The organism is Ralstonia sp. 22111 (assembly GCF_052045895.1).
Classification (GTDB): domain Bacteria; phylum Pseudomonadota; class Gammaproteobacteria; order Burkholderiales; family Burkholderiaceae; genus Ralstonia; species Ralstonia wenshanensis.
In genome coordinates this window covers 446,196-471,657 of record NZ_JBQEPR010000002.1, presented here as the reverse complement: position 1 = coordinate 471,657, position 25,462 = coordinate 446,196, and the positions used below count along the sequence as shown (strand labels likewise).

General features: G+C 63.0%; 21 protein-coding genes. 10 read left to right on the top strand and 11 right to left on the bottom strand.

From position 1 onward, the window contains the following. Positions 1 to 22: 22 nt before the first annotated feature. A complete protein-coding gene (locus ACTJK4_RS08460; RefSeq protein ID WP_260801916.1) occupies positions 23 to 1,012 on the top strand; it encodes a DMT family transporter in 990 nt (329 codons plus the stop codon). Positions 1,013 to 1,033: 21 nt separating this feature from the next. After that, a complete protein-coding gene (locus ACTJK4_RS08455; RefSeq protein ID WP_440817457.1) occupies positions 1,034 to 1,921 on the top strand; it encodes a sulfurtransferase in 888 nt (295 codons plus the stop codon). Positions 1,922 to 1,991: 70 nt separating this feature from the next. On the opposite strand, the gene ACTJK4_RS08450 is transcribed toward ACTJK4_RS08455, so the two are convergent. The 4 genes from ACTJK4_RS08450 to polA all read right to left on the bottom strand — a co-directional run bounded on the left by ACTJK4_RS08450 (position 1,992) and on the right by polA (position 8,289). Further along, positions 1,992 to 2,798 carry a ZIP family metal transporter gene (locus ACTJK4_RS08450; RefSeq protein WP_232040639.1) on the bottom strand — a complete coding sequence of 269 codons (807 nt, stop codon included), beginning with the start codon at positions 2,796 to 2,798 and terminating at the stop codon, positions 1,992 to 1,994. A 148-nt stretch (positions 2,799 to 2,946) separates the two neighbouring features. Beyond that, the gene (locus ACTJK4_RS08445; protein ID WP_440817452.1) at positions 2,947 to 3,825 is read right to left on the bottom strand and encodes a dienelactone hydrolase family protein; all 879 of its coding nucleotides are present in this window, start codon (positions 3,823 to 3,825) and stop codon (positions 2,947 to 2,949) included. Positions 3,826 to 3,933: 108 nt separating this feature from the next. Next, positions 3,934 to 5,268, bottom strand: a complete 1,335-nt coding sequence (locus tag ACTJK4_RS08440) for an NAD(P)/FAD-dependent oxidoreductase (protein WP_260801919.1) — start codon at positions 5,266 to 5,268, stop codon at positions 3,934 to 3,936. Positions 5,269 to 5,475: 207 nt separating this feature from the next. After that, positions 5,476 to 8,289, bottom strand: a complete 2,814-nt coding sequence (polA, locus tag ACTJK4_RS08435) for a DNA polymerase I (RefSeq protein ID WP_440817449.1) — start codon at positions 8,287 to 8,289, stop codon at positions 5,476 to 5,478. 4 nt (positions 8,290 to 8,293) lie between these two features. On the opposite strand from polA, the gene ACTJK4_RS08430 reads away from it, so the two are divergent. From ACTJK4_RS08430 to ACTJK4_RS08415, 4 genes are all read left to right on the top strand, one after another. Next, on the top strand, positions 8,294 to 9,247 hold the full coding sequence (locus tag ACTJK4_RS08430) for a TIGR00730 family Rossman fold protein (RefSeq protein WP_232040643.1): 954 nt from the start codon (positions 8,294 to 8,296) through the stop codon (positions 9,245 to 9,247). Between the two features lie 94 nt (positions 9,248 to 9,341). Further along, positions 9,342 to 9,770: a hypothetical protein gene (locus tag ACTJK4_RS08425; RefSeq protein WP_232043031.1), complete on the top strand. Its 429-nt coding sequence runs from the start codon at positions 9,342 to 9,344 to the stop codon at positions 9,768 to 9,770. Between the two features lie 87 nt (positions 9,771 to 9,857). Further along, positions 9,858 to 10,862, top strand: a complete 1,005-nt coding sequence (locus tag ACTJK4_RS08420) for a homoserine kinase (protein WP_316869934.1) — start codon at positions 9,858 to 9,860, stop codon at positions 10,860 to 10,862. Further along, the gene (locus ACTJK4_RS08415) at positions 10,853 to 11,650 is read left to right on the top strand and encodes a BPSS1780 family membrane protein (RefSeq protein WP_440817444.1); all 798 of its coding nucleotides are present in this window, start codon (positions 10,853 to 10,855) and stop codon (positions 11,648 to 11,650) included. The genes ACTJK4_RS08420 and ACTJK4_RS08415 overlap by 10 nt, the downstream gene beginning before the upstream one ends. 25 nt (positions 11,651 to 11,675) lie before the next feature. On the opposite strand, the gene ACTJK4_RS08410 is transcribed toward ACTJK4_RS08415, so the two are convergent. Beyond that, entirely contained in the window at positions 11,676 to 14,036 is a 2,361-nt protein-coding gene (locus ACTJK4_RS08410; protein WP_440817441.1) for a UvrD-helicase domain-containing protein, read from the bottom strand. Between the two features lie 150 nt (positions 14,037 to 14,186). Between ACTJK4_RS08410 and ACTJK4_RS08405 the strand changes: the two genes are divergently transcribed. After that, positions 14,187 to 17,063 carry a valine--tRNA ligase gene (locus ACTJK4_RS08405; RefSeq protein WP_440817438.1) on the top strand — a complete coding sequence of 959 codons (2,877 nt, stop codon included), beginning with the start codon at positions 14,187 to 14,189 and terminating at the stop codon, positions 17,061 to 17,063. A 33-nt stretch (positions 17,064 to 17,096) separates the two neighbouring features. After that, entirely contained in the window at positions 17,097 to 17,969 is an 873-nt protein-coding gene (galU, locus tag ACTJK4_RS08400; protein ID WP_232040647.1) for a UTP--glucose-1-phosphate uridylyltransferase GalU, read from the top strand. 129 nt (positions 17,970 to 18,098) lie between these two features. Here galU and ACTJK4_RS08395 read toward each other — a convergent pair whose 3' ends face one another. From ACTJK4_RS08395 to ACTJK4_RS08385, 3 genes are all read right to left on the bottom strand, one after another. Continuing rightward, the gene (locus ACTJK4_RS08395; RefSeq protein ID WP_232040648.1) at positions 18,099 to 19,094 is read right to left on the bottom strand and encodes a hypothetical protein; all 996 of its coding nucleotides are present in this window, start codon (positions 19,092 to 19,094) and stop codon (positions 18,099 to 18,101) included. 472 nt (positions 19,095 to 19,566) lie between these two features. Further along, entirely contained in the window at positions 19,567 to 19,785 is a 219-nt protein-coding gene (infA, locus tag ACTJK4_RS08390; RefSeq protein ID WP_004631109.1) for a translation initiation factor IF-1, read from the bottom strand. Positions 19,786 to 20,132: 347 nt separating this feature from the next. Then, entirely contained in the window at positions 20,133 to 20,426 is a 294-nt protein-coding gene (locus ACTJK4_RS08385) for a hypothetical protein (protein ID WP_004631110.1), read from the bottom strand. Positions 20,427 to 20,732: 306 nt separating this feature from the next. On the opposite strand from ACTJK4_RS08385, the gene ACTJK4_RS08380 reads away from it, so the two are divergent. After that, complete coding sequence (locus ACTJK4_RS08380) at positions 20,733 to 21,842, top strand: endo alpha-1,4 polygalactosaminidase (protein ID WP_440817434.1); 1,110 nt, start codon at positions 20,733 to 20,735, stop codon at positions 21,840 to 21,842. Here the strand turns inward: ACTJK4_RS08380 and pobA are convergent. Then, positions 21,820 to 23,046: a 4-hydroxybenzoate 3-monooxygenase gene (pobA, locus tag ACTJK4_RS08375; protein ID WP_440817431.1), complete on the bottom strand. Its 1,227-nt coding sequence runs from the start codon at positions 23,044 to 23,046 to the stop codon at positions 21,820 to 21,822. The two genes, ACTJK4_RS08380 and pobA, sit on opposite strands and share 23 nt — an antisense overlap. 119 nt (positions 23,047 to 23,165) lie before the next feature. On the opposite strand from pobA, the gene ACTJK4_RS08370 reads away from it, so the two are divergent. After that, on the top strand, positions 23,166 to 24,143 hold the full coding sequence (locus ACTJK4_RS08370) for a LysR family transcriptional regulator (RefSeq protein ID WP_440817428.1): 978 nt from the start codon (positions 23,166 to 23,168) through the stop codon (positions 24,141 to 24,143). A 99-nt stretch (positions 24,144 to 24,242) separates the two neighbouring features. Here ACTJK4_RS08370 and pcaC read toward each other — a convergent pair whose 3' ends face one another. Continuing rightward, positions 24,243 to 24,641, bottom strand: coding sequence for a 4-carboxymuconolactone decarboxylase (pcaC, locus tag ACTJK4_RS08365; RefSeq protein ID WP_440817425.1), 399 nt, complete (start codon positions 24,639 to 24,641; stop codon positions 24,243 to 24,245). Beyond that, entirely contained in the window at positions 24,634 to 25,446 is an 813-nt protein-coding gene (gene pcaD, locus ACTJK4_RS08360; RefSeq protein ID WP_440817422.1) for a 3-oxoadipate enol-lactonase, read from the bottom strand. The genes pcaC and pcaD overlap by 8 nt, the downstream gene beginning before the upstream one ends. Positions 25,447 to 25,462: the final 16 nt, after the last annotated feature.

The window sequence follows — 25,462 nt, the reverse complement described above, 5'->3', positions numbered from 1 at the left end:
TTTTTCGCCCTCGCCCCTCGCCATGCCTGCCGACACTGCTACCGCTGCCCAGACTGCCGCCCAGACGGCCGACAGCTCCTCTCGCCAATCGCTGTGGATGATCCTCGCCGCGTTTGCCTTTTCGGCGATGGGCGTGTGCGTGAAGCTGGCCTCGGCGCATTACAGCACCGGCGAGATCGTGTTCTACCGCAGCGTGATCGGCATGACCGTGATGGGCGCCATCCTGGCCAAGACCGGCGCAGGCATCCGCACGCCCTATCTCATGGCGCACATCAAGCGCAGCGTGTTCGGGGTGACATCGCTGCTGCTGTGGTTCACGTCGATCAGCCTGTTGCCGCTGGCGACGGCCATGACATTGAATTACATGTCGCCGGTGTGGATTGCGTTGATCATCGGCGCCGGAGCTGCAATGGCCGGCAGAGCCGCAGGCGCCGACAAGAAAATGGTGGCAGCGATCCTGATGTCGTTTGTTGGTGTGCTGTGCCTGCTGCAACCCAGCGTGGGCGGTGGGCCGTCCCAGCTTGCCGGCGGCATGGTTGGGCTGGTGTCGGGCGTGTTCACGGCCCTCGCCTATGTGGAGGTCCGCCAACTGGGCGACCTGGGCGAGAACGAGGCACGCATCGTGTTCTACTTTTCCCTGGTGAGTGCAATTGCTGGCGGCGTCTGGATGCTGATCGGCGGCGCGCAGCCGCATACGTTGCACAGCGCGGCGCTGCTGCTGGCGGTCGGGCTTCTGGCCACGCTGGGCCAGACCGCCATGACCCGGGCCTACAAGCGCGGTAACACGCTGCTGACTGCTAACCTGCAATACACCGGCATCGTCTTTGCGAGCGGTTGGGGCATGTTGCTGTGGAATGACCACCTGAACGCGCTATCGTGGGCGGGCATGGCGCTCATCATCGGCAGCGGCATCGTGACTACCGTCATGCGCGCCCGTCAGTCGGGCGCCGAACATCCGACGCCGCAGACAGCCGTGTCCGGCCCGGAAGCCGAGATTCACCCGGAAGTTTGATCGACCCAGGAGATCGCCGCCATGAGCGAACGCGCTCACTACGCCACCCTCATCACCGCACCGCAACTGGCCGCACTGCAGCAGAGCGCGCCCGAAGCGGTGGTCGTCATCGATTGCAGCTTTGACCTCGCCAACCCCGCCTCGGGGCGCGATGCGTATCACGCCAGTCACGTACCCGGTGCGTTCTACATGCATCTCGACAACGAGCTGTCGGGCCCCAAAACCGGCACCAACGGCCGCCATCCGCTGCCCGACGCCGAAGCGCTGGTCGCGCGCCTGCAGGCGCTGGGCGTGAACGACGACACGCAAGTCGTCGCGTATGACCGCCAGGGCAGCATGTATGCGGCGCGCCTCTGGTGGCTGCTGCGTTGGGTCGGTCATGCCGATGTGGCCGTGCTCGATGGCGGCCTGCAGGCCTGGGAAGCGGCGCACTTCCCGGTCGACCAGGTCGTTCCCGAAGAGCCGCAGCTCAACGCCACGCCCGGCAACATCACGCGCAAGCCATCGCTCGTGCAGATGGTCACTGCGGAGATCGTGCAGAAATACCTGGGCCACGCCGACAAGCCAATCGTCGATGCCCGCGCCCCCGACCGCTACCGCGGTGAGAACGAAACGCTCGACCCTGTGGGTGGCCACATCCCGGGCGCACGCAACCGCTTCTTCCGTGACAACCTGCAGGCAGACGGCACTTTCAAGCCTGCGGAACAATTGCGCGCCGACTTTACCGGCGTGCTCGCCGGCGCCCAGGCGCAAGACGTGACGTTGCAATGTGGCTCTGGCGTGACGGCCTGCCACAACGCACTGGCCATGGAGATCGCCGGCCTCACGGGCGCGGCGCTCTACGCCGGATCATGGAGCGAGTGGTGCAGCGACCCGTCGCGTCCGGTGGCGACGGGGCCGAATCCGTAATCTGCGGGTCTGGCGTGCAGCAAAAAGCCCGGCATCGACCGGGCTTTTTTCTTGAGGACGATGCGGCGCGTCAGTGCGCGTGACCGTGCAAACCTTCGGTCAGCAAAAAGATCATCGCGATGCCTGCCGCAATCAATGCGACCTGCACCGCCGATTCCTGCCAGCGCGGCCGGCGCTTCATCTGCGGCATCAGATCACACACGGCGATGTAAATGAAGCTGCTCGACGCCACCACCAGCACGTATGGAATCCACGACGTCAGGCGATCCAGCAAATAATAGCCAAGCACCGCGCCCACCAACGCGCAGACACTGCAGAGCAGGTTGTAGACAAAGGCGCGCGTCTTGGTGAACCCGGCGTTGAGCAGCACCATGAAGTCGCCAATCTCTTGCGGAATCTCGTGAGCGGCAATCGCCAGCGCGGTGACGATGCCTACCCTGGTGTCCGCCAGAAAGGCTGCGGCAATGACGATGCCGTCCGAAAAGTTATGCAAGCCATCGCCTACCAGGATCATCAGGCCGCTGCGGCCCGCTTCCTGCCGGTCATGGCCGTGGTGATGTCCGTGACCATCGCCCTCGTGATGATGTGAATGGCGGATCAACGAGATCTTTTCCAGCAGGAAGAAACCCAGCAGCCCGGCCAGCAACGTGGCGAACAACGCATGCGTGTTGGGCTCGATGCCGCGATGCGCTTCGAACGCCTCCGGCAACGAATGCAACAGCGACGTGGCCAGCAGCACGCCTACCGAAAAACTGACCATCCGATCGACCATGCGCGACAGCACCGTCAATGACAGCACGGCGGCGCCCGCCATGCTGCCGATGCCAGACAGCGCGGTGGCGAGAAGAATGCCTAACAGGGTGGTATCGAAGGTCATGCGGAGGTGACGCAGCGGGAGCCAATAAACGCAACAGAGTTGCAAGAAGGGCGAATTGTATGCCGCTTTATCAACCTTTGCCAGCACAGACAACAGAAAAAAGGCCCCAGCGACTGCGAGGGCCTTCCGTGTTCAGCGCGTGGCGGCGCTACACCACCCCGTGATCCTTGAACCAGGCGAGGCACTTCTTCCAGCCATCTTCTGCGTCGGCCTTCACATAGCTCGGTCGGTAATCTGCATGAAACGCATGGCCGGAATTCGGATACACGATGATGCGTGATGCGTGCGCCTTGGGGTTCTTGGATTTTTCCAACGCGGTCTTCATCGTGTCGCGCACGTCTTCCGTGATCACGGTGTCCTTCGCGCCGTAGAGACCCAGCACGGGCGCCTTCAATTCGTCCACCTTGTCGATGGGCGAAGCCGGTTGCAGCGGATTCGGATTGCCCTTCAGCGGCCCGTACCAGGACACTGCAGCCTTGATGCTGGGATTGCGCTCCGCGGCAAACCAGACGTGACGCCCACCCCAGCAGAAACCGGTGATGCCGATACGCGCCGCGTCGCCACCGTTCTCCTTGGCCCATGCGATCGTGGCGTCGATATCGCCTGCCACCTGTGAATCCGGCACCTTGGAGACCACGTTGGCAACGGTTTCTTGCACCGTACCGTAGGCACGCGGATCGCCCTGGCGCACAAACAACTCAGGCGCGATCGCCAGATAGCCGAGCTTGGCAAAGCGCCGGCAGATATCGGCAATGTATTCGTGCACGCCAAAGATCTCGCTGACGACGATCACCACCGGAAGCTTCGTCTTGCCCTCCGGCTGGGCACGATAAGCCGGCATCTTGAAATCCCCGACGAGCACAGTCACCTCGCCCGCCGTCAGCCCATTGAAATCGGTATGGATGGTCTGCGCAGACACCGGTAGCACCGCAGCCGCAAAGGCCGAGCCCAGTGCGGTCTTCATGAAGCCGCGACGGTCAAAGCTGCGGCCGGGTACCAGGCTCTCCACTTCTGCATCAAGCTGCATCGCACTCTCCTCCCGCCCTTGGACGGTTACGGTGAACGAAGCGGCTAGTCTACCGAAGCGGTTGCATTGCTGCCGAGCCAGGCATCCAGCGCAAGCAACAGGAACAGCCTAGTGCAGCTTGACCCGCGGATTCGTCTTGCTGCGCAGCCAGTGCATGACCGTATCCACCGACATGCGCACCCAGCCATGCAGTGCGAGCACGTGCATGCGGTACAGCGACGTGTACATCAGCCGCGCCATCAGGCCTTCGATGAACATCGACCCGCCGATCAGCCCGCCCATCAGGCTGCCCACAGCGCTGAAATGGCCCAGCGACACCAGCGAGCCGAGATCCTTGAACGCGAACGGCTGGACCGGCTTGCCATCCATGCGCTTGCGCAACGCATCGAACAGATAGGTGGCCTGCTGATGCGCCGCCTGCGCACGCGGCGGCACGCTGGTTGACGCCTCGGGCCACGGGCAGCTTGCGCAATCGCCAAAGGCGTAGATCGAATCGTCGCCTTCCACCTGCAGCGTGCGTGAGACGACAACCTGACCCAGCTTGTTCACCGGCAACCCGAGCTCACCCAGCACCGACGGCGCGCGGATGCCCGCAGCCCACACGGTCAGATCTGCCGGAATGGACTTGCCGCTGGCCGTGTTGACGGCGCTAGCGGTGACTTCCGTCACACGTTCGCTGGTGATGACGTCCACGTCGAGCTTGTGCAGCAGCTCAGTGGTCGCAGCAGAAATGCGCTCCTTGAGCACCGGCAAAATACGCGGGCCGCCTTCGATCAAATGGATGCGGATGTCGTGGCGCGGGTCCAGCTTGTGCAGGCCATAAGCGGCCAACACGTGGGCCGTATTGCGCAGCTCTGCTGAGAGTTCCACGCCTGTGGCGCCTGCACCAACGATGGCGATGTCGACCTGCGGACGCGCATCGCCCACGCCGTTCTGTGCGCGCATGCACGCTGCAATGAGCCTGCGGCGGAAGCGCTCGGCCTGCCATGCAGTGTCGAGGGCGATGGCGTGCTCGGCCGTGCCCGGCACACCGAAGAAATGCGTCACGCTACCGATGGACAACACCAGCGTGTCGTACGAAATGGCGCGCTCGGGCAGCACCTCGGTGCCGTCGGCGTCAACGCATCCGGACACGATGATGGACTTGGCGACGCGATCAAGGCCCTTCAGCTCGCCCTGCTGGAATTCGAAGCCATGCCAGCGCGCCTGCGCCGCGTATTCGAGCTGATGCGTGTTCGGATCCATACTGCCGGCAGCGACTTCATGCAGCAGCGGTTTCCAGATGTGTGTGGGGTTGCGGTCGACCAAAATGACCTGGGCTGCGCCGCGCTTGCCGAGCTTGTCACCCAGCCGCGTTGCAAGTTCCAACCCGCCGGCGCCCCCGCCGACCACCACAATGCGCGGCCCGTTCGCCCCGCCTGCGCCATCCGTCTGCCCTGCCATGTGCCTCTCCTGGAGCCGTTGAATCTTTTCGATCACGTGATCTGTCAGGTGCAGTCTGCTGCAACGCAAAATTCACCGCAACCCCGCGCGCATGGATATGGCGAATCATGACGACCGCATGCCCAGGCCATCCGCAGGCTGCCTCGGCAGGCAAACTGGCGCCATCCCTTGTTTGACGGTGTGGCGCTCAGCTGGCAAGCGATTGCATCAGTGCGCCTCTTCCCAGTTGGCGCCTACACCCACTTCGGCCACCAGGGGCACGCGCAACGTTGCGACGCTGCACATAAGCTCGGGCAGACGCTCGCGCACCACGGCCAATTCGTCCTGCGGAACTTCCAGAACCAGTTCATCGTGCACCTGCATGACCAAGCGCGACCGCATCGCCTCGGCTTCGAGCCAACCTTGCACAGCCAACATCGACAGCTTGATCAGGTCAGCCGCCGTGCCTTGCATCGGCGCATTAATGGCGGCGCGCTCGGCAGCCTGGCGGCGCGGGCCGTTGCCGCCATTGATGTCGGGCAGCCACAGGCGACGGCCGAAGACGGTCTCCACGTAGCCTTGCTCGCGCGCGCTCTGGCGAGTCTGGTCCATGTAGCTCGCGGCGCCGGGGTAGCGGGCGAAGTAGCGATCGATATAGAGCTTGGCAGCGTCGCGCCCGATGCCCAGGTTGCTCGCCAGGCCGAACGCGCTCATGCCGTAGATCAGACCGAAGTTGATGACCTTGGCCACACGGCGCTGGTCGGGCGAAACCTCCAGCGGCGTCACGTTGAACACTTCGGCTGCCGTTGCGCGGTGCACATCCTGGCCCTCACGGAACGCACGCATCAGGCCTTCGTCCTGCGACAGATGCGCCATGATGCGCAGCTCGATCTGCGAGTAGTCGGCCGACACGATCACGCTGCCCTCCGGCGCGATGAACGCTTCGCGGATGCGTCGCCCTTCTTCCGTGCGCACCGGAATGTTCTGCAGGTTCGGATCGGTCGAGGCCAGACGCCCTGTCACCGCCGTCGCCTGACCGTAGGTGGTGTGAACGCGGCCAGTGCGCGGGTTGACCATCTTGGGCAGCTTGTCGGTGTAGGTGGACTTGAGCTTGGCCAGGCCCCGGTAATCGAGCAGCAGCTTCGGCAGGGGGTAATCTTCGGCCAGCTTCTGCAGCACTTCTTCGTCAGTCGACGGCGCGCCGCTCGCGGTCTTCTTGATGACCGGCAGCTTCATCTGGTTGAAGAAGATGTCACCGATCTGCTTGGGCGAGCCGAGATTGAACGGCTGCCCGGCAAGCTTGTGCGCCTCGGCTTCCAGATCGATCAGGCGCAAGCCCAGCTCGTTGCTCTGCCTGGCCAGGCGTTCGGCATCGATCAGCACGCCGTTGCGCTCCATTTTCTGCAGCACGATGGAGGTCGGCATTTCGATCTGCTCGTAGACGTAGCGCAGCTTGTCGTCTTCGGCCACCTTGGGGAACAGCGTGCGATGCAGACGCAGCGTGATATCGGCGTCCTCCGCCGCATACTCGGTCGCGCGATCGAGCGGCACCTCATCAAAACCGATCTGCGATGCACCCTTGCCGCACACCGCTTCGTAGGTGATCGTCTTCAAGTGCAGCACGCGCTCGGCAAGCGCGTCCATGCCGTGATTGCGGTGAGATTCCAGCACATACGATTCGAGCATCGTGTCGTGCTCGATGCCGCGCAGCGCGATGCCATGGTTGGCAAACACATGCGCGTCGTACTTCAGATGCTGGCCGACCTTCTTGCGCGATTCATCTTCAAGCCACAGCTTCATGCGCGCGAGCACGGTGTCTCGCGAGAGCTGCGCCGCTGCATCAAACCCGGCCACATCCGGGCCGCGATGTGCCACCGGAATGTAGCAAGCCTCGCCCGGCTTGACCGACAGCGAAATGCCTACCAACTGCGCGAGCATCGGGTCGATGGATGTCGTCTCGGTATCGATGCAGACGAGGTCCACTTCATCCAGACGCTGCATCCACGATTCGAGCTGCGCTTCGGTCGTCACCGTCTCATACTTGATCTCGTCGGGCGGCGCTTCCACATCGAACAGGTTGGCCTGGGCCTGCAGTTGTGCAGCCTCGCCGGCGTAGTTCTTCACGGGCGTCGCGGCCTTGCGCGCGGCGCCCACGCTTCGCGTATCGGGCAGAGCTTCGCCGGAAGCCTCACGCAGCCACGTCTTGAAGCCATAACGCGAGAAGAAATCGACGAGCTTGGATTTGTCTTCACCGCCGTCGATCAGCGCATCGAATGTCGGCACCTCCTTGCTGAGGTCGCAGTCGAGCTTCACGGTCAGCAGTTCGCGGCCCTTGGGCAGCCACTCAAGCGTGTTGCGCAGGTTGTCGCCCACCACGCCCTTGATCTCGCCCGCACGCGCCATGACGTTGTCGAGCGAGCCGAATTCCGTCAGCCATTTCACCGCGGTTTTCGGGCCCACCTTCGGCACGCCGGGCACGTTGTCCACGGTGTCGCCAATCAGCGAGAGATAGTCGACGATACGTTCGGGCGGCACGCCGAACTTGGCTTGCACGCCCGCCGGGTCGAGCGTTTCGTTGGTCATGGTGTTGACCAGCGTGACGTGATCATTCACCAATTGAGCGAGGTCCTTATCACCCGTTGAGACGATGGTCCGGACGCCTTCGCGAGCGGCCCGTTCAGCCAGGGTGCCGATCACATCGTCGGCCTCGACACCTTCGACCACCAGGATGGGCCAACCCAATGCCCGCACGGCTTCGTGGATCGGTTCGATCTGCGCGCGCAGGTCGTCGGGCATGGGCGCGCGGTGTTCTTTGTAGGCCGGATAGAGGTCGTCGCGAAAGGTCTTGCCTTTGGCGTCGAAAATGCAGGCGCTATACTTGGCCGGGTAGTCGTTGCGCAGTTTGCGCAGCATGTTCACGATGCCGTAGATGGCCCCCGTAGGAAACCCTTCTCCGTTTCGCAAGTCGGGCAGTGCGTGATAGGCACGGTACAGATAACTCGAGCCATCGACGAGCAACAGCGTTTCTTGACTTTCCGACATTCCCATGGACTCTAAAGTGACTGGCACGCCAAAAGGCGTTTCCGATAATGGCGCTTCTGCTGAAGGCGACTTGGCAAAGCAGGCTGCTGGTGCTTCCGCGACAGAGGTTTCGGCGGCTGAACTGACCGGAGTGAGCCCCTCGCGCCAGGCCACCACCGCCGACATGGACGTCAACGTGACAGTGGGCGTTGAACACGAGCCCAAAGCTGACGTGTCACACGGCCGTACCGATCGCAAGATGATCCCCAGCCTGCGGGCACTCGCCGACGAAGAACGCGCTACCGCAAAGAAAGCGCGCGCCTCCTGGCAGATGTTCACGATTATGGCAGAGTTCATCGAGGCGACCGAGTACCTCTCGGAGATCCGTCCGGCCGTCTCGATCTATGGCAGCGCGCGCCTGCGCGAGGATTCGCCGTACTACGAACGCACCATCGAAATCGCCCGGTTGTTCTCGGATGCGGGCTTCGCCGTCATCTCCGGCGGCGGCCCCGGCATCATGGAAGCGGCCAACAAGGGCGCGCACGCCGGCAAGTCGGCCAGCGTCGGCCTGAACATCGAACTGCCGCACGAACAGCAAGGCAATCGATACCAGGACATCTCGATGCGCTTCCGCCATTTCTTCACACGCAAGGTCACCTTCGTGAAGAACTCGGATGCGTTCATCGTCATGCCCGGCGGTTTCGGCACGCTCGATGAACTGGCTGAAGTGCTCACGCTTGTCCAGACCGGCAAATCGCGCAGTGTTCCGGTGGTCATGTTCGGCAGCCATTTCTGGAAGGGCCTGCTGGATTGGTTCCGCTTCACGCTGCTGCCAATGGGCCTGATTGCCGAGCACGACCTGGACATCATGCGCATCGTCGACGAACCCAAGGATGCGCTCGATGCCGTCTACGAGTTCTACGAAAAGCGCGAAGGTACCTCGCCGATTCCGCCCAAGGAAGAAATGTTCTATCTGTAACCTTGGGTGTGGCATTTCGCGCCACGCGAACGGACGATGGCGGGAGGCTGGACTGCTAGAATGTAGGGTCTCAGATCACCCGCCGGAGTCCATGATGGATTCGCTGCTTCACCCGTCCGCCCCCGTCCACTCCGGCTTTGCCAATGCCGCGCGTCTGATGCGCCACGCTGGGCTGCTGGCAGGCGCCGTTTTTTGCCTCGCCCTGCCCGCGCACGCCGAAGTGACTTCCGACAGCGCCGGCCTGGACCTGCCGGACGTTAAAGCGATCAACAATCAGCCGATTTCCAAGCCGACCCACGGCGCGATCCACAACGAGCGCGTCAAACCGAGCTTCGACTACCGCGACAACGACGGTACGCAGGTTGAGGAATACCGCTTCCAGAAGGGTCAGGCACCGGACATCCATGTCAAATCGGGCATGGGCACCTCCTACAACATGAGCAAGCCCGAAGACAGCTCGCCGCGCATTCGTGAGCGCGGCAATATCGATCGCGTGCCCTCGGTCAACGTCCTGAAGTTCTAAGCCTGTGCCGCGAGCGCGGCGCCCGCAAGCCGGCTCCATGGTGGGCCGGCGCTGCATTTCCCTCCACCCGTTTCCCATTCCTGAAGCATGGCTGTTTTCACCCCGGTCTCCGACGCCGAGATCGCTCTCTGGCTGGATCAATACGATGTGGGCGCCGTGCGCGCGTTTCGCGGCATCCCCTCTGGGATCGAAAACTCCAACTTCTTCCTGACCACGGAAAAGGATGGGCAGACGCACGAATACGTCGTCACACTGTTCGAGCGGCTGACGCTTGAGCAACTGCCGTTCTACCTGTATCTGATGCAGCATCTGGCGCAGCACGACATCAGCGTGCCCGCGCCGATTCCGGGGCGCGACGGCGAGATTCTGCGCACGCTCAACGGCAAGCCGGCGACTATCGTGACACGTCTGGCGGGCCGCTCGAACCTGGCGCCCACGGTGTCGGAATGCGCCATCGTCGGCGACATGCTCGCGCGCATGCATCTGGCCGGACGCGACTACCCACGCCATCAGCCGAATCTGCGCAGCCTGCCGTGGTGGAACGAAGTCGTGCCCGACGTCGTACCCTTCGTGCACGGCGACACGCGCGCGCTGCTGGAAGGCGAACTCGCGCATCAGCAACGCTTCTTCGCCAGCGCCGACTACGCCGCGCTGCCCGAAGGCCCGTGCCATTGCGACCTCTTCCGCGACAACGTGCTGTTCGAGCCGGCCGCCGATGGCCAGCCGGAACGCCTGGGTGGCTTCTTCGATTTTTACTTTGCCGGTGTCGACAAGTGGCTCTTCGACGTGGCCGTCACCGTGAACGACTGGTGCATCGACTTGGCCACGGGCGTGCTGGATGATGATCGGGCACGGGCCATGCTCCACGCGTATCACGCCGTGCGGCCCTTCACCGACGCTGAGGCACGGCACTGGCAAGACATGCTGCGCGCCGCAGCCTATCGTTTCTGGGTCTCGCGCCTGTGGGATTTCTATCTGCCGCGCGACGCCGAACTGCTCAAACCGCATGACCCCACCCACTTTGAGCGCGTGCTCCGTGAACGGGTTGGCGCGGGCGCCCTGACTCTGGACCTTCCCCAACCATGCAACTGATTGAAGTACCGGCCAAGCAAGGCTACGTCTGGCTGCGCCAGGGTGCGTGGCTGTTTCGCAAGAACCCGATCGGATTCTTGCTGCTGCTGTTCATCTACCTGTTTGCGGTCAACCTGCTGATGCTGCTGGTGCCGCCGATTGGTGTGTTCGCCATCCTGCTGGTGAATCCGGCTATCTTTGTTGGCTTCATGTCGGCCTGCCGCGATACGGTTGCTGGCAAGCGCGTGGGGCCTGCGTCGCTCATCGCCGGCTTTCGTGCGTACGGCAAGGATGCGATGCGCAGCCTGCTAAAGCTCGGCGGCATCTATGGCGTGCTGGTACTCGTGGTCAGCGGCGTGCTGATGACGATGGTGGACGTCGACACGCTCATGACCGTGGTCACCGACAAACCGCTCACCGCTGATGCCATCCGCGAGTTCTATCTCGCCATGGTGATGGGCTCGGTGCTGTACATCCCCGTGGCAGTGCTGTTCTGGTTTGCGCCGCTGCTGGTCGCATGGCACGGCATTCCGGTGGGCAAGGCGCTGTTCTTCAGCTGGATGGCCGTATGGCGCAACCGCGCGGCGTTCATCGCGTACGGCGTGCTGGTCGCAATTTTGCTGATCGCCGTGCCGCTGTTCATCGATGCGCTGTTCGCGTCGAGCGGCGCCAACAACATCGCCCCCATCATTGCCACGCCGTACCGGATTCTGGTGATGGCGGTGCTGTACTGCTCGTTCTACGCCACCTACCGCGGCTGCTTCAACGTCACGCAGGCGGCCGGCCAAACGACTGACACGACGGCCTGATCGGGCCGGATGACCCGATCGGTACTCAGTTGATCGGGTCGAGCTTGGCGATGCCCAGCGCCAGCGTCTTCACGCCGTGGCGGTTGAACTTGATCTGGGCGCGCGCCTCGGCGCCCTCGCCTTCCAGCGTCGTAATGACGCCTTCCCCGAACTTGTTGTGAAACACCGATTGGCCGACGCGGAAGCCCGTGGCCTCTGCACGCTTGGCATCGGCGTAGTTCTTGCCGGTGTCCATGCCGCCGGTCGGGCGGCCAGTGTAGGCGTCGTCATCGCCGCGCTCGGGGCGCTTGAACCAATCCTTGCCCCAGGCGGAATCGCCTTGCGCACGGCGGGTGGGTTGATAACCCGACTGCTGCGGCGTCAGCCACTTCAGCGTCTCTTCGGGCAATTCGTCAAAGAAGCGTGAACGGATGTGGTAGCGGATCTGACCATGCAGCACGCGGCTCTGCGCGAACGACAGATACAACCGCTCGCGGGCCCGGGTAATCGCCACGTACATCAGGCGGCGCTCTTCCTCCAGGCCGTCCTTCTCCATCTGGCTGTTTTCGTGGGGGAACAGACCCTCTTCCAGTCCGGTGATGAAGACGACATGGAATTCCAGCCCCTTGGCCGCATGCACGGTCATCATCTGCACGGCATCCTGGCCGGCCTGCGCCTGGTTGTCGCCAGCCTCTAGCGAGGCGTGCGTGAGAAACGCGACCAGCGGTGTCATCTCCGCGGGCGTCTCGTCGAGTACGAGTTCAGAAACGGTATCGATCTCGCCGCCTTCGATGCGCAGCATGGCGTCGTGGCGCACCGGCAATGCGGTCGCAATCGCGTCGACACCGTAGCCTTCTTCGGCAACGAAGGCTTGGGCGGCGGTCACCAGTTCCTGCAAGTTTTCGATGCGGTCCTGGCCCTCCTTCTCGCTCTGGTAATGCGTGATCAGGCCGCTGGCATGAATGACGTGCTGGACGATTTCGGGCAGCGTCATCTGGCGCGTGTCGGCACGCATCTGCTCAATCAGACGCACAAACGCCGACAACTTGGTCCCCGCCGCCCCGGTGAGATACGGCACCGATGCCGCGAGCGAAATGCCGTATAGTCGCGCCGCATCCTGCAGCTGCTCCAGCGAACGCGCCCCCACGCCACGCGCCGGAAAGTTCACCACGCGGCCAAACGCGGCGTCATTGTCGGGATTCTCAAGAAGCTGGAGATACGCCAACGCGTGCTTGATTTCCGCCCGCTCGAAGAAGCGCAGGCCGCCATACACCTTGTAGGCGATGCCGGCGGAAAACAGCGCGTGCTCGATCACCCGCGACTGCGCGTTGCTGCGATACAGGATGGCGATTTCGGAACGCGCCGTGCCACTGGCAATGCGGTCGCGGATTTCTTCGACGATCCAGCCGGCCTCCTGCCCGTCGGTGGCGGCCTGATAGACGCGTACGGGCTCGCCGTGGCCGGCGTCGGTGCGCAGGTTTTTGCCCAGCCGACGCGTGTTGTGCGAGATCAGGTGGTTGGCGGTATCGAGGATATGGCCGTGCGAGCGGTAGTTCTGCTCCAGCTTGATCCGGTGCTCGACGCGGAATTCGCGCTCAAAGTCGACCATGTTGCCGACGTTGGCGCCACGAAACGCATAGATGCTCTGGTCATCGTCGCCCACGGCAAAGATGGCGTTGGGCGTGACACCAGGCTCGCCCAGGCCGGCGAGGATCTTCAGCCAGGCGTATTGCAGCTTGTTCGTATCCTGGAACTCGTCGACCAGGATGTGCTTGAAGCGCCGTTGGTAGTGCGCCCGGATGGCATAGTTGTAGCGCAGCAGTTCGTAGCAGCGCAGCAGCAGCTCTGCAAAATCGACCACGCCTTCGCGCTGGCATTGCGCGTCGTAAGCGGCGTAGAGATCGGCCATGCGGCGGTCGTATTCGTTGGCGATTTCCAGATCGCCCGCGCGCAGGCCCTGCTCTTTGGCGCCATTGATGAAGTACTGGACGTTCTTGGGCGGGAATTTCTCGTCGTCGATATTGAGCGACTTGAGCAGGCGCTTGACGGCGGAGAGCTGGTCTTGCGTATCCAAGATCTGGAACGTCTGCGGCAAACCGGCATCACGGTAATGCGCGCGCAGCAACCGGTTGCACAGACCGTGGAACGTGCCGATCCACATGGCGCGCGTGTTGATCGGCAGCATGGCCTGCAGGCGGGCCGTCATTTCCTTGGCCGCCTTGTTCGTAAACGTGACGGCCAGCACACCTGAGGGCGACACGCGCGCGCTCTGGATCAGCCACGCGATGCGGGTGGTCAACACGCGCGTCTTGCCGCTGCCCGCCCCCGCCAGGATCAGCGCCGATTCATCGGGAAGCGTGATGGCAGCGCGTTGTTCGGGGTTCAGATTGGCGAGCAGGTCGGACATGCGGGAGGAGCCTCGGCAGAATCCTGAAATTATACCGGCCGCATTCGCCGCTTCGCCCGTGCCGGACATCGACACGCCGTATAATTCCAAGCTTTCGCCCGCCATTTTCCTGGGCCAAACGTCTTTTTGCGCCCACTGCGCCCCGTCAGCATGACCGATCAAAACCAGTCCCTCGCCAAGAGTTTCGAACCCGCCACCATCGAGCAGAAGTGGAGCGCGGCCTGGGAAGCGATGGGCGTCTCCCGCGCGACGCTCGAAGCCGGCAAACCCGACTTCTGTATCCAGCTGCCGCCGCCGAACGTGACGGGCACGCTGCACATGGGCCACGCGTTCAACCAGACCATCATGGACGGCCTGACGCGCCACGCGCGCATGTCGGGCGCCAACACGCTGTGGGTGCCGGGCACCGACCACGCGGGCATCGCCACACAGATCGTTGTCGAGCGCCAGCTGGACGCCCAGGGCGTGTCGCGCCATGACATGGGCCGCGAGAAGTTCGTCGAGAAGGTCTGGGAATGGAAAGAGCAATCGGGCTCGACCATCACGCGCCAGGTGCGCCGCATGGGCGCCTCGATCGACTGGGAGCGCGAATATTTCACGATGGACCCGAAGATGTCGCGCGCGGTCAGCGACGTCTTCGTGCGCCTGTATGAGCAGGGCCTGATCTACCGCGGCAAGCGCCTGGTCAACTGGGACCCGGTGCTGGGCACCGCCGTGTCCGACCTGGAAGTGGTGAGCGAGGAAGAAGAAGGCTCGCTGTGGCACATCCGGTATCCGCTGGCCGAACCGGACGCCGTTGGCGGCCTGACCCACCTGACGGTGGCCACCACCCGCCCCGAGACGATGCTCGGCGACACGGCCGTGATGGTGCACCCCGAGGATGAGCGCTACGCGCACCTCATCGGCAAGTTCGTTCACCTGCCGCTGACCGATCGCAAGATCCCGGTGATTGCCGACGAATACGTCGACCGCGAATTCGGCACCGGCGTTGTCAAGGTGACCCCTGGCCACGATTTCAACGACTACGCGGTGGGCCAGCGCCACAAGTTGCCGCAACTGTCGATCCTGACGCTCGACGCGAAGATCGTTGCCGATGCGCCGGCCGCCTACGCAGGCATGGACCGCTTCGACGCGCGCAAGAAGATCGTCGAGGATCTCGAGGCGCAGGGCCTGCTGGCTGAAGTCAAGAAGCACACGCTGATGGTGCCGCGCGGTGACCGTACCGGCGTCGTCATCGAACCGATGCTGACGGATCAGTGGTTCGTCGCCATGAGCAAACCGGCGCCCGAAGGCACGCGCTTCCCGGGCCGCTCCATCGCTGAAGTCGCGCTGGACGCCGTGCAGAGCGGCAAGATCAAGCTCGTGCCCGAGCAGTGGGTCAACACGTACAACCAGTGGCTGAACAACATCCAGGACTGGTGCATCTCGCGCCAACTCTGGTGGGGTCACCAGATTCCGGCGTGGTACGACGAAGCTGGCAATGTGTATGTTGGTCGCACCGAAGAGGAAGCCAAGGCCCAGGCAGCTTCTAAGGGCTACACCGGCGCACTCACGCGTGACGACGACGTGCTCGACACGTGGTTCTCGTCCGCGCTCGTGCCGTTCTCGTCGCTGGGCTGGCCGGCCGATACGCCGGAACTGAAGCACTTCCTGCCCTCCACCGTGCTGGTCACGGGCTACGACATCATCTTCTTCTGGGTGGCGCGCATGGTCATGATGACCCTGCACTTCACCGGCGAAGTGCCCTTCCACACCGTCTACGTGCACGGCCTCGTCCGCGATTCGGAAGGCAAGAAGATGAGCAAGTCCGAGGGCAACACGCTCGACCCGGTGGACCTGATCGACGGTATCGCGCTGGAGCCGCTGCTGGCCAAGCGCACGACCGGCCTGCGCCGCCCGAAGGACGCGCCCAAAGTCGAGAAGCGCACGCGCAAGGAATTCCCCGAAGGCATTCCCGCATTCGGTGCCGACGCACTGCGCTTTACGTTCGCCTCGCTCGCCACGCTTGGCCGCAGCATCAACTTTGACCCGGGCCGCTGCGAGGGCTATCGCAACTTCTGCAACAAGCTCTGGAACGCCACGCGCTTCGTGCTGATGAACACCGAAGGCCAGGACTGCGGCATGCAGGAATGCGTCGGCGATTGCGGCCCAGAGGGCTACCTGCATTTCTCGCAGGCCGACCGCTGGATCGTCTCGCTGCTGCAGCGCGTGGAAACCGAAGTGGAGAAAGGCTTTGCCGACTACCGCTTCGACAACATCGCCAACGCCATCTACAAATTCGTCTGGGACGAATACTGCGACTGGTACCTTGAACTGGCCAAGGTGCAAATCCAGACCGGCACGCCGGCCCAGCAGCGCGCTACGCGCCGCACGCTGCTGCGTGTGCTGGAAACCGTGCTGCGCCTGGCCCATCCGATCATTCCATTCATTACCGAAGAACTCTGGCAGAAGGTTGCGCCGATGGCTGGCCGCGCCAAGGGCGACGGCACCGAAAGCCTCGCGCTGCAGGAATACCCGCGCGCCGTGCTGTCCAAGATCGACGAACAGGCCGAGCAGTGGGTGCAACAGTTGAAGGCGCTGGTGGACGCCTGCCGCAATCTGCGCGGCGAGATGAATATTTCCCCGGCGCAGCGCGTGCCGCTGTACGCCAATGGCGAAGCCGAATTCCTGCAGGTGGCGGCACCGTACGTGCAGGCTCTGGGCAAGTTGTCTGAAGTGAAGGTCTACACGGATGCGGCCGCCATGGAGCAGGACGGCGCAGGCGCACCGGTCGCCATCGTCGGCGAGAACAAGCTGCTGCTGAAGATCGAGATCGACGTGGCTGCCGAGCGTGCGCGGCTGTCGAAGGAAATCGACCGCCTGCGCGGCGAGATTACCAAGTGCGAAGCCAAGCTCGGCAACGAATCGTTCGTCGCCCGCGCGCCGGCCGCCGTGGTGGAACAGGAACAAAAGCGCGTGACGGATTTCAAAGCCACGCTGGCCAAGCTGGAGGCCCAGATCGCACGGCTACCGGTTCAAGCCGCCTGAGCGCCCGGAACAATCGATATCAAGGAAACCACGATGCAACGCGTCACCAAAGCCGTTTTCCCCGTCGCGGGGCTCGGAACCCGCTTTCTGCCGGCCACCAAGGCCAGCCCGAAGGAAATGCTACCGGTCGTAGACAAGCCGTTGATCCAGTACGCCGTGGAAGAAGCCATGGCCGCCGGGATCACCGAGATGATCTTCGTCACGGGCCGCAGCAAGCGCGCCATCGAAGATCACTTCGACAAGGCGTACGAACTGGAAGCGGAACTGGAAGCCAAGCACAAGACTGCCCTGCTGGAGGTCGTACGTTCGATCAAGCCGTCGCATGTGGATTGCTTCTACGTGCGTCAGCCGGAAGCGCTGGGCCTGGGCCATGCCGTGCAATGTGCCGAGAAGCTCGTGGGCGACGCGCCCTTCGCAGTCATCCTGGCGGACGACCTGCTGGACGGCGACCCGCCCGTCATGAAGCAGATGGTCGACCTGTACGAGCACTACAACTGCTCGGTCATTGGCGTGGAAGAGATCGACCGCGAGCAGAGCCGTTCGTACGGCGTGGTCGATGGCCGGCCGTGGGAAGAAGACGGCAGCGTGATCAAGATGTCGGGCATCGTCGAAAAGCCGGCGCCGGAAAACGCGCCGTCCAACCTGGGGGTGGTCGGCCGCTACATCCTCACGCCGCGCATTTTTGATCACATCCGCAACCTCAAACCCGGCGCGGGCGGGGAACTGCAGCTCACGGATGCCATCCAGTCGCTGCTGTCCGCCGAGCAGGTGCTCGCCTATCGCTACAAGGGCGTGCGCTACGACTGCGGCAGCAAACTCGGCTACCTGAAGGCAACGGTGGAACTGGCGCTCAAGCACAAGGAAGTCGCTGACGACTTCCGAGCCTATCTGGCTGCACGCGGCTGAGCCAACAGGCGCGTCGCCATGGAAAAAACCCGCGCAGCGTGAGCTGACGCGGGTTTTTTGTTGCCGGATCGTGTCCCGTCCGTCCGGCGCGGAGTTCCACCCTTTTGCGAGGAGAGGCTGCAGCCGTTCTTATTGCGGTGCCGTCAGCGGTTTGATGGTGTTGTTCAGCAAGCTCCAGTACGAACTGGTGCTGTACGGCAGCATCTGCTCAACGTAGTTCCACCAGAAGTAGCCGCCGATGAAGCGCGGATCGGCTGCCATCGTGGTGGTACCCATGGGGTAGTACGACTTGATCAGATTCTGCTGTACGGAGGTCGGCGCCGAGATGCTGGACGTGCCAATCTCACCAAAGCCCACCTTCGCGACCGGGAAGATGCTTTCAAGCAACTTGAAATCGTTTGCCCACGACGGATTCAATCCTGGGCAGTCCTGGTACGGGTAGTAGCTGAACAGTGCGTAGTCGGCACCTTGGAGCACGCGGGACGGCAGGAAATTAGTCGCCCAGGTACGCCATGAGTCCATCGACAGTTCGTAGCAGTTGGTGCCCTTGCCATCGTCGTTGTAGTACATCGTCACCGACACCAGGCCACCCGCGCCCTTCACGATGTCGTAGGCATTGCCGACCATCTGACCGATCTGCTGTTCCTGCGACGTTGCCGTCGTGGTCGGACCGCTGGGGTTGGCACGCAGCCATTCGCCGTTGATTTCATTGGCGATTTCCCATACATCCACGACATTTTTCAGCGTGCTCACCAACTCGTTAGTGCGTGCGCTGTAAGTAGTCGGGTCGACGGGGAAATAGTACGAATCCATCACTTCGCCCATCACGTAGGCGACTTGATGAAGCTTGACCAGCGGTGCGTAATAGTCGGCGGCCGAAGTACCCGGGTCAAAGACCACGCGCACGGTCGGCTTGTACGGCAGGTGCGTGAGCGAGGCCACGATCGCATTGATTTTGCTGACGTCATCAAGCGTGACGCCGTAGATGGGAGCCTTCGGGCGCGTGGCCTGCGCCGAGGCGGTTTGTATTCCCAGGCCTGTCAGCGTTGTTGCTGCCGCCAGACCCACCAAAGCGCGCAGGCTCATGCGCGCCGCCCTCTGTGCTGCTTTTTTGGTTTCCAACATTGTGATTTTCTATTCCCTCGGACGCAAAAAACGTTACGCCCAGTACTGCGATGGACAAGCGCCGTCCTACCTGTGCGGTATCCCGATGTGGTGTGACTCCTTTGACACACTGAACACCGAACGGGTGCGAGCGTCAGATGACGCCCCGGTCGGCGAATGGATGCGCGATTAGAGGTCCTGCTGAGTCGATGGATCGATCAACGGCCGTGCGCTTATTGAGTGGACTGGTACAGCTGGCGCGAGCTCACCCGAGGGTGGCACGCGGCTTGATAATGTGACAAGCCCTGCACTTCAGTTGGCTGCCAACTGTGTTCCCCCCGTTGGCAGCCAAGCGGCATGATACCGGATGTTGCAGGCAGATCAACGAAATTTAACGCTGCTTACGCAGCAATAATAAAAAAACCGCGGGTCGGGCAGACACGCGGTTCTTCGAAACGCCCACGGGGTGGACGTCTTGGCGGCACAGCCGTTTTTACTTGTGCCGGTAGTTGATGCGACCCTTCGTGAGGTCGTACGGCGACATCTCCAGCTTCACGCGGTCGCCCGCGAGAATGCGGATACGGTGCTTCTGCATCTTGCCCGATGCGTAAGCCCAGATTTCCACGCCGTTTTCCAACTGCACGCGAAAACGATTGTCGGGTAGTGCTTCAGACACCACCCCTTCAAATTCAATCAGTTCTTCCTTGGCCAAACTCGTTCCTTTGTATGCAGCACGCGGCTGCGCCGATGGTTGCAATGATGTGATGACCCACCCGAACCACGCCACACGCATCTAGGAGCATGCAGCGGTACGCCGCGATCATCTGCCCGGACAGCGGGCTTGGGGGGTACCGAGTTGCACGGAACACAAATCGCGCCCGCCAATGGCGCGCGCCGTTTCGTGCAAGCGAGAGCGAGGATGGGTGGCGGTCGCAGAAGCGCGCCGCCCGACTCGGCGCGGGGTATTCCCCGGTGCTGGACTCAGCCGCCACCGGCCATGATTGGCGCGGCGGCGAGCCGGATTCGCCCGCTATTCTACCACGGGGAGGTTCGGCGGGTTCAGGCGCCGTCGGCAGGAAGCGACAGTTCAGGCACGTCGCCATCGATGATGCTCTCAGCAAAGCGCAGCGCTGCAATGCGTGCAGCACCCACATTGCTGAATTGTCGATCCCCTGAGAGTCGGAAGACCTGCGTCTGCCCGGGTTCGGGCGACTCCCCCGCCCGACAGATCATCACGGCTGCGTTGTAGCTGCGATCTTCCCTGGCCTCGGGCCAGCGTGCCGTGCGTTCATGTTGGAAAGCCAACGGATAAATGTCGAAGCCTTTGTATTGGCCCGCCGGCGAAGTGTCCATCTGAAATGCCCCCTTCTTGAACGTCGAGTGCTGTCTGACTATACACCCGTGCGTTTTGCATGGCGATGAAAGCGACGGCAACGTTTGACTTCGGGCACGGCACAGCATGCGCAGGCCCATCGGCCATGGAAAGGAGGTCCGAAGCGATGACGAACGCTGGTCTAAAGAAGTTTCAGAACGTCACGCCCCGCCGCACGGTGCAACGCCATCCGATTGTGCTAGCGTGGATCGGAGCTTGCCGTGGCATCCAAACCGATGCGCACGCTCAGAGCAAGGCACCCGCTCCCAACCCTTTCAAGAATGACAATGCGCCTGATCTGTCCGATTGCCCTGGCATGTGCCGGGCTAATGTTGTCTGCCTGTGGTGGCGGCGACGGTGGTTCGTCATCGAGCCCGCAAGCCAGGGTTGTTTCCAATGCCGCGAAACCGCAGTCGAAAACGGCAACTGCGGCAGCCGCAACCACCACTCCCGCTTGCGGTGTCAACGGCACCTCGCCGCTGGCAGGCGTGCAGACGTGGATGTACCAATTGCAGGGCATGACCACCGGCGCGCAGATCGATGCGCTGGACGCGCAGCCGTACGACATGCTGGTCATCGAGGCCAACAACACGGTCAAAGGGCTGGAGAACTTCAACACCGTCGACATGGTGGCGCGCCTGAGCACCAAGTCCGACGGCTCCGCGCGCAAGGTGCTCGCTTACATCGACATTGGCGAGGCCGAAGACTTCCGTACCTATTGGACGTCGAGCTGGAAGGCACCGACAGCTGACGGCCCCGGCACGCCCGACTTCATCATCCAGGCCGACCCCGATGGCTGGGCCGGCGATTACCCCGTCGCGTTCTGGGATCCGCGCTGGCAAGCGCTCTGGCTCGGGCCGAACGGCGCTGTCGCACAACTGGCGCGCGAAGGGTTCGATGGCGTCTATCTGGATTGGGTCGAAGCATACGCCGAGCCTTCGGTGGCGGACGCAGCCCAGGCGGCTGGCATCGATCCGGCACAGGCCATGGTCGATTTCATTGCCAGGATCCGTGCGGCGGGCCGCGCCATCAATCCGCAGTTCGCGGTGATCCAGCAAAACGCGTCCTCGTTGATTGACGACGGCGGTGGGTCAACGCTGCTGGCAACGATCGACGGCATCTCGCAGGAAGACACGTGGTTCGGCGGCAGTGCCGGCGCCGCGTGGGGCAGCGCCTCCGGCGGCGACAAGGCCGCCAGCACAGAAGACACGCAATGGACGATCGACCAACTGAAAAAATACTGCGCCGGGAACGTGCCTGTCTTCACGATCGACTACGCGTTGAAGACGGCCAACGCGCAGAAGGTCTACACAGCCTCGCGCGGGCAAGGCTTCCACCCGCTGGTCTCCCGCATTGCGCTGTCCAAGCCGACGACTACGCCGCCCTGGAATGACTGACCACACTCAACGACGCACCGGCCGGCGCATCGGCAAACGGCAGGCCGACATAGTTTTCGGCGAGCACGCGGGCCCCGGCCGGTGAGCTGGTGACGTAGTCCAGCTCGGCGCGCTGCAGCTTTTGCATGAACGGCGTGTGGTCGTCAAAGCGATGCAGCATCGACGTCATCCACCACGAGAAATGCTCGGCGCGCCACACGCGTTGCAAGCAACGTTCGGAGTAGCCTGCAAGCTGGGCGGTGTCCTCCTGCTTGTAGCGCGCGGTGAGCGCCTGAGCCAGCACGCGAACGTCAGCCACGGCCAAGTTCATGCCTTTCGCGCCGGTGGGCGGCACGATGTGCGCGGCGTCCCCCGCCAGGAACAGGCGGCCGTACTGCATCGTCTCGCACACAAAGCTGCGCATCGGCGTGACGCTCTTCTGCAGGATCGGGCCTTCCTTCAAATGCCAGCCGTCGTTGTTTTCCAGGCGCGTGTGGAGTTCATCCCAGATGCGCGCATCAGACCATTCGGCAAGATTCTCATCGGGCTTGCATTGCAGGTAGAGCCGCGTGATCTTGGGTGAGCGCATGCTGAACAGCGCAAAACCCCGATCGTGGCTCGCGTAGATCAGCTCTTCCGCCGCAGGCTCCGCTTCCGCCAGGATGCCAAGCCAGGCAAACGGATACACGCGCTCGAACACCGCTTGCCGCTGGGCCGGAATCGCTTGCCGGCAGATGCCGTGAAAGCCATCGCACCCGGCGATGTAATCGCATTGCAATGTCTGCGGCACGCCGTCGTGGACGAACTGCACCGAAGGCGTGGCCGACTCGATGTCATGCACCGACACATCGCTCACATCGAACATCAGCGGTGCGCCCTGCTCCATGCGCGCCGCAATCAGATCCTTGACCACCTCGTGCTGCCCATACACGGTGATCGAGCGGCCGCCTGACATCGCCGTCAGGTCAATGCGGTGGCGCTCGCCGCCAAACAGCAGGTCGATGCCGTGGTGCAGCAGCCCTTCGCGACGCATCCGCTCGCCCACACCCGCTTCGTTTAGCACGTCGACCGTGCCTTGCTCCAGCACGCCGGCGCGGATGCGCTCTTCAACGTACGCGCGGCTCTTGGTTTCGAGAATGACGGCGTCGATGCCGTTGCGGTGCAGAAGCTGCCCGAGCAGAAGGCCTGCCGGGCCCGCGCCAATGATGGCGACCTGGGTGCGCATGTTGGTTGTCTCCGGATGGATTTGGAATCGTTCTGGCAACCATTGTTGGCGCGCGCCTTGATATCGCACAATGCAATATTGGCGATAAACTCTATCGCCAATTCAGATAGTGCATTGCCATGTCTACCCTGCCCGACTTTGACCTGAACCTGTTGCCGATCCTGCTGGCCTTGCATGACGCGCGCAGCGTAAGCATGGCCGCGCAACAGCTCGGCATGAGCCAGCCTGGCGTGAGCACCGCGCTGGGAAAGCTGCGTGCCGCGTTTGACGACCCGTTGTTCGTACGCACCTCGCGCGGCATGGAGCCGACGCCGCGAGCGCTGGCGCTCATTCCGGCAGCGCGCGATGTGGTGGCGCGCGTGCAGCAGGGCATTCTGGAAACCGGCGCGTTCGATCCGGCCACGACCACATATACGTTTTCGATCTCGTTGTCGGACGTGGGTGAGATGGTATTTCTGCCCCGGATTGTCGAAGCGATGGCGCGGCAGGCGCCGCGGGCGTCGGTGCAATCCGTATCACTGCCGCCGGCGCAGATCGAGCGCGCGCTGGAGACTGGTTCGCTCGACCTGGCCGTCGGTTACTTCCCCGACTTGAAGAAGAACAACTTCTTCCAGCAGCGGCTGTTCACGCACTATTTCACATGCATCGTGCGCGCAGATCATCCCGTCACGCGGGGCGGCAACACGAAGCTGTCGATGGCGCAGTTTTTGGAGTACGGGCACGCCGTGGTGCGCGCGGAGGGGCGCAGCCAAGAGCTTTACGAGCGCTTTCTGGAACGCAAGCGCATCCGACGGAAGCCGACGCTGCTCACGCCACACTTCATGAGCATTCCGTTCATCCTGGCGCGCACGGACTTGATTGCGACGGTGCCGCACGCTGTGGGCCTGTCGTTCATGCAATCGCACGGCAACATCTGCGTGATGGAACCGCCCCTGGAGCTGCCGAGCTTCGATCTCAAGCAGCACTGGCATCGCAAATTCCATAACGACACGCGCAGCCAATGGTTCCGCGCGCTAGTGTCGTCGCTGTTCAACGACGAGGCGGATGAATGGCGCGAGCCCGGCCATCGGCCCGCCAAACGCAAAAACACGAAGTAACCGACTTGCCCCGAATGTTCACAATCACGCGCAGGCGACGCCGGCGGCCATCTTTCCGGTGCGTTGCATGGCGCCTACCCGAGACGGTGGATTCTGCGTCTACGTCTTGGAAGCGGCCTCGGCGTCCATCTCTGCAAACACCGTCTGCGCGAGGTGGAAGGCATGGTTGGCTGCCGGCACGCCGCAGTAGATGGCGGTCTGCAGCAGCGTTTCCTGAATCTCGTCGCGGGTGACACCGTTGTTGCCGGCAGCACGCAGGTGAAGACGCAACTCGCCGTCGCGGCCGAGGGCAACCATCATGGCGATCGTCAGCAGACTGCGCGTATGGCGCGGCAAACCGGGGCGCGTCCAGATCTCACCCCAGGCGTAGCGCGTGATGAGATCCTGGAACGGTGCGGTCAACTCAGTCTGCGCGGCGTTGGCACGGTCGACATGGGCGTCGCCCAGCACGGCGCGGCGCACTTCCATGCCCGCGGCGTAGCGTTCGCGATCATCCATGGGCGACCTCGCGTGCCACGCCGGCCGTCAAGAAGCTGACCAGCGCTTCGGTATAGCCGTCCGCCTGCTCCCAGTTGGCGAGGTGGCCGGCGGAAAGCTCGACGTATTGCGCGCCGGGCACACCGTCCGCAATGAGTTTGGTCTGCGCGGCTGGCGTAGAGATATCGTGCGTACCACCAATCACCAGCATCGGCACGCGGATGTTCGGCAGTTGCGCGCGCAAATCCGCATCGCGAATGGCTGCGCAGTTGCCGTTGTAGCCGGCGTCCGGCGTCGACAGCAGCATCGCCTTGACGATGTCGATGCGGCTTGCGTTGGCGTCGCGATAGCCCTGCGTGAACCAGCGCTCCAGCACCGTTTCAGTAATGCTGGCCATACCGCCTTGCTCGACCTGCGCGATGCGCGTGTTCCAGCTCTGCTGCGTGCCGATGAGCGCGGCGGTGTTCGTCACCACCATGCGCGGGAAGCGCTCGCCGTGATACGCGGCCAGCCACAGGCCGGTCAGCCCGCCCATCGACAGGCCGCAGAACAGCGCAAGGTCAATGTTGTAGTGGTCGAGCAACGCAAGCACATCTCCGCCAAGTTGTGCGACGCCGAACGGCGCGTCGGGCACGCTCGACTGGCCGTGCCCACGCTGGTCATAGCGCAGCAAGCGGAAGTGTTGGCGCAGCGCTTCGAGCTGCGGTTCCCACATGCCCAGATTCGTGCCCAGGGAGTTCGACAGCACCAGCACCGGCTTACTCGTGGCGGACCCATCATCGAATTCGTGATACAGACGGACATTGTCGTGTTCAAGCCAGGGCATGGTGTCTCCGTGGAAT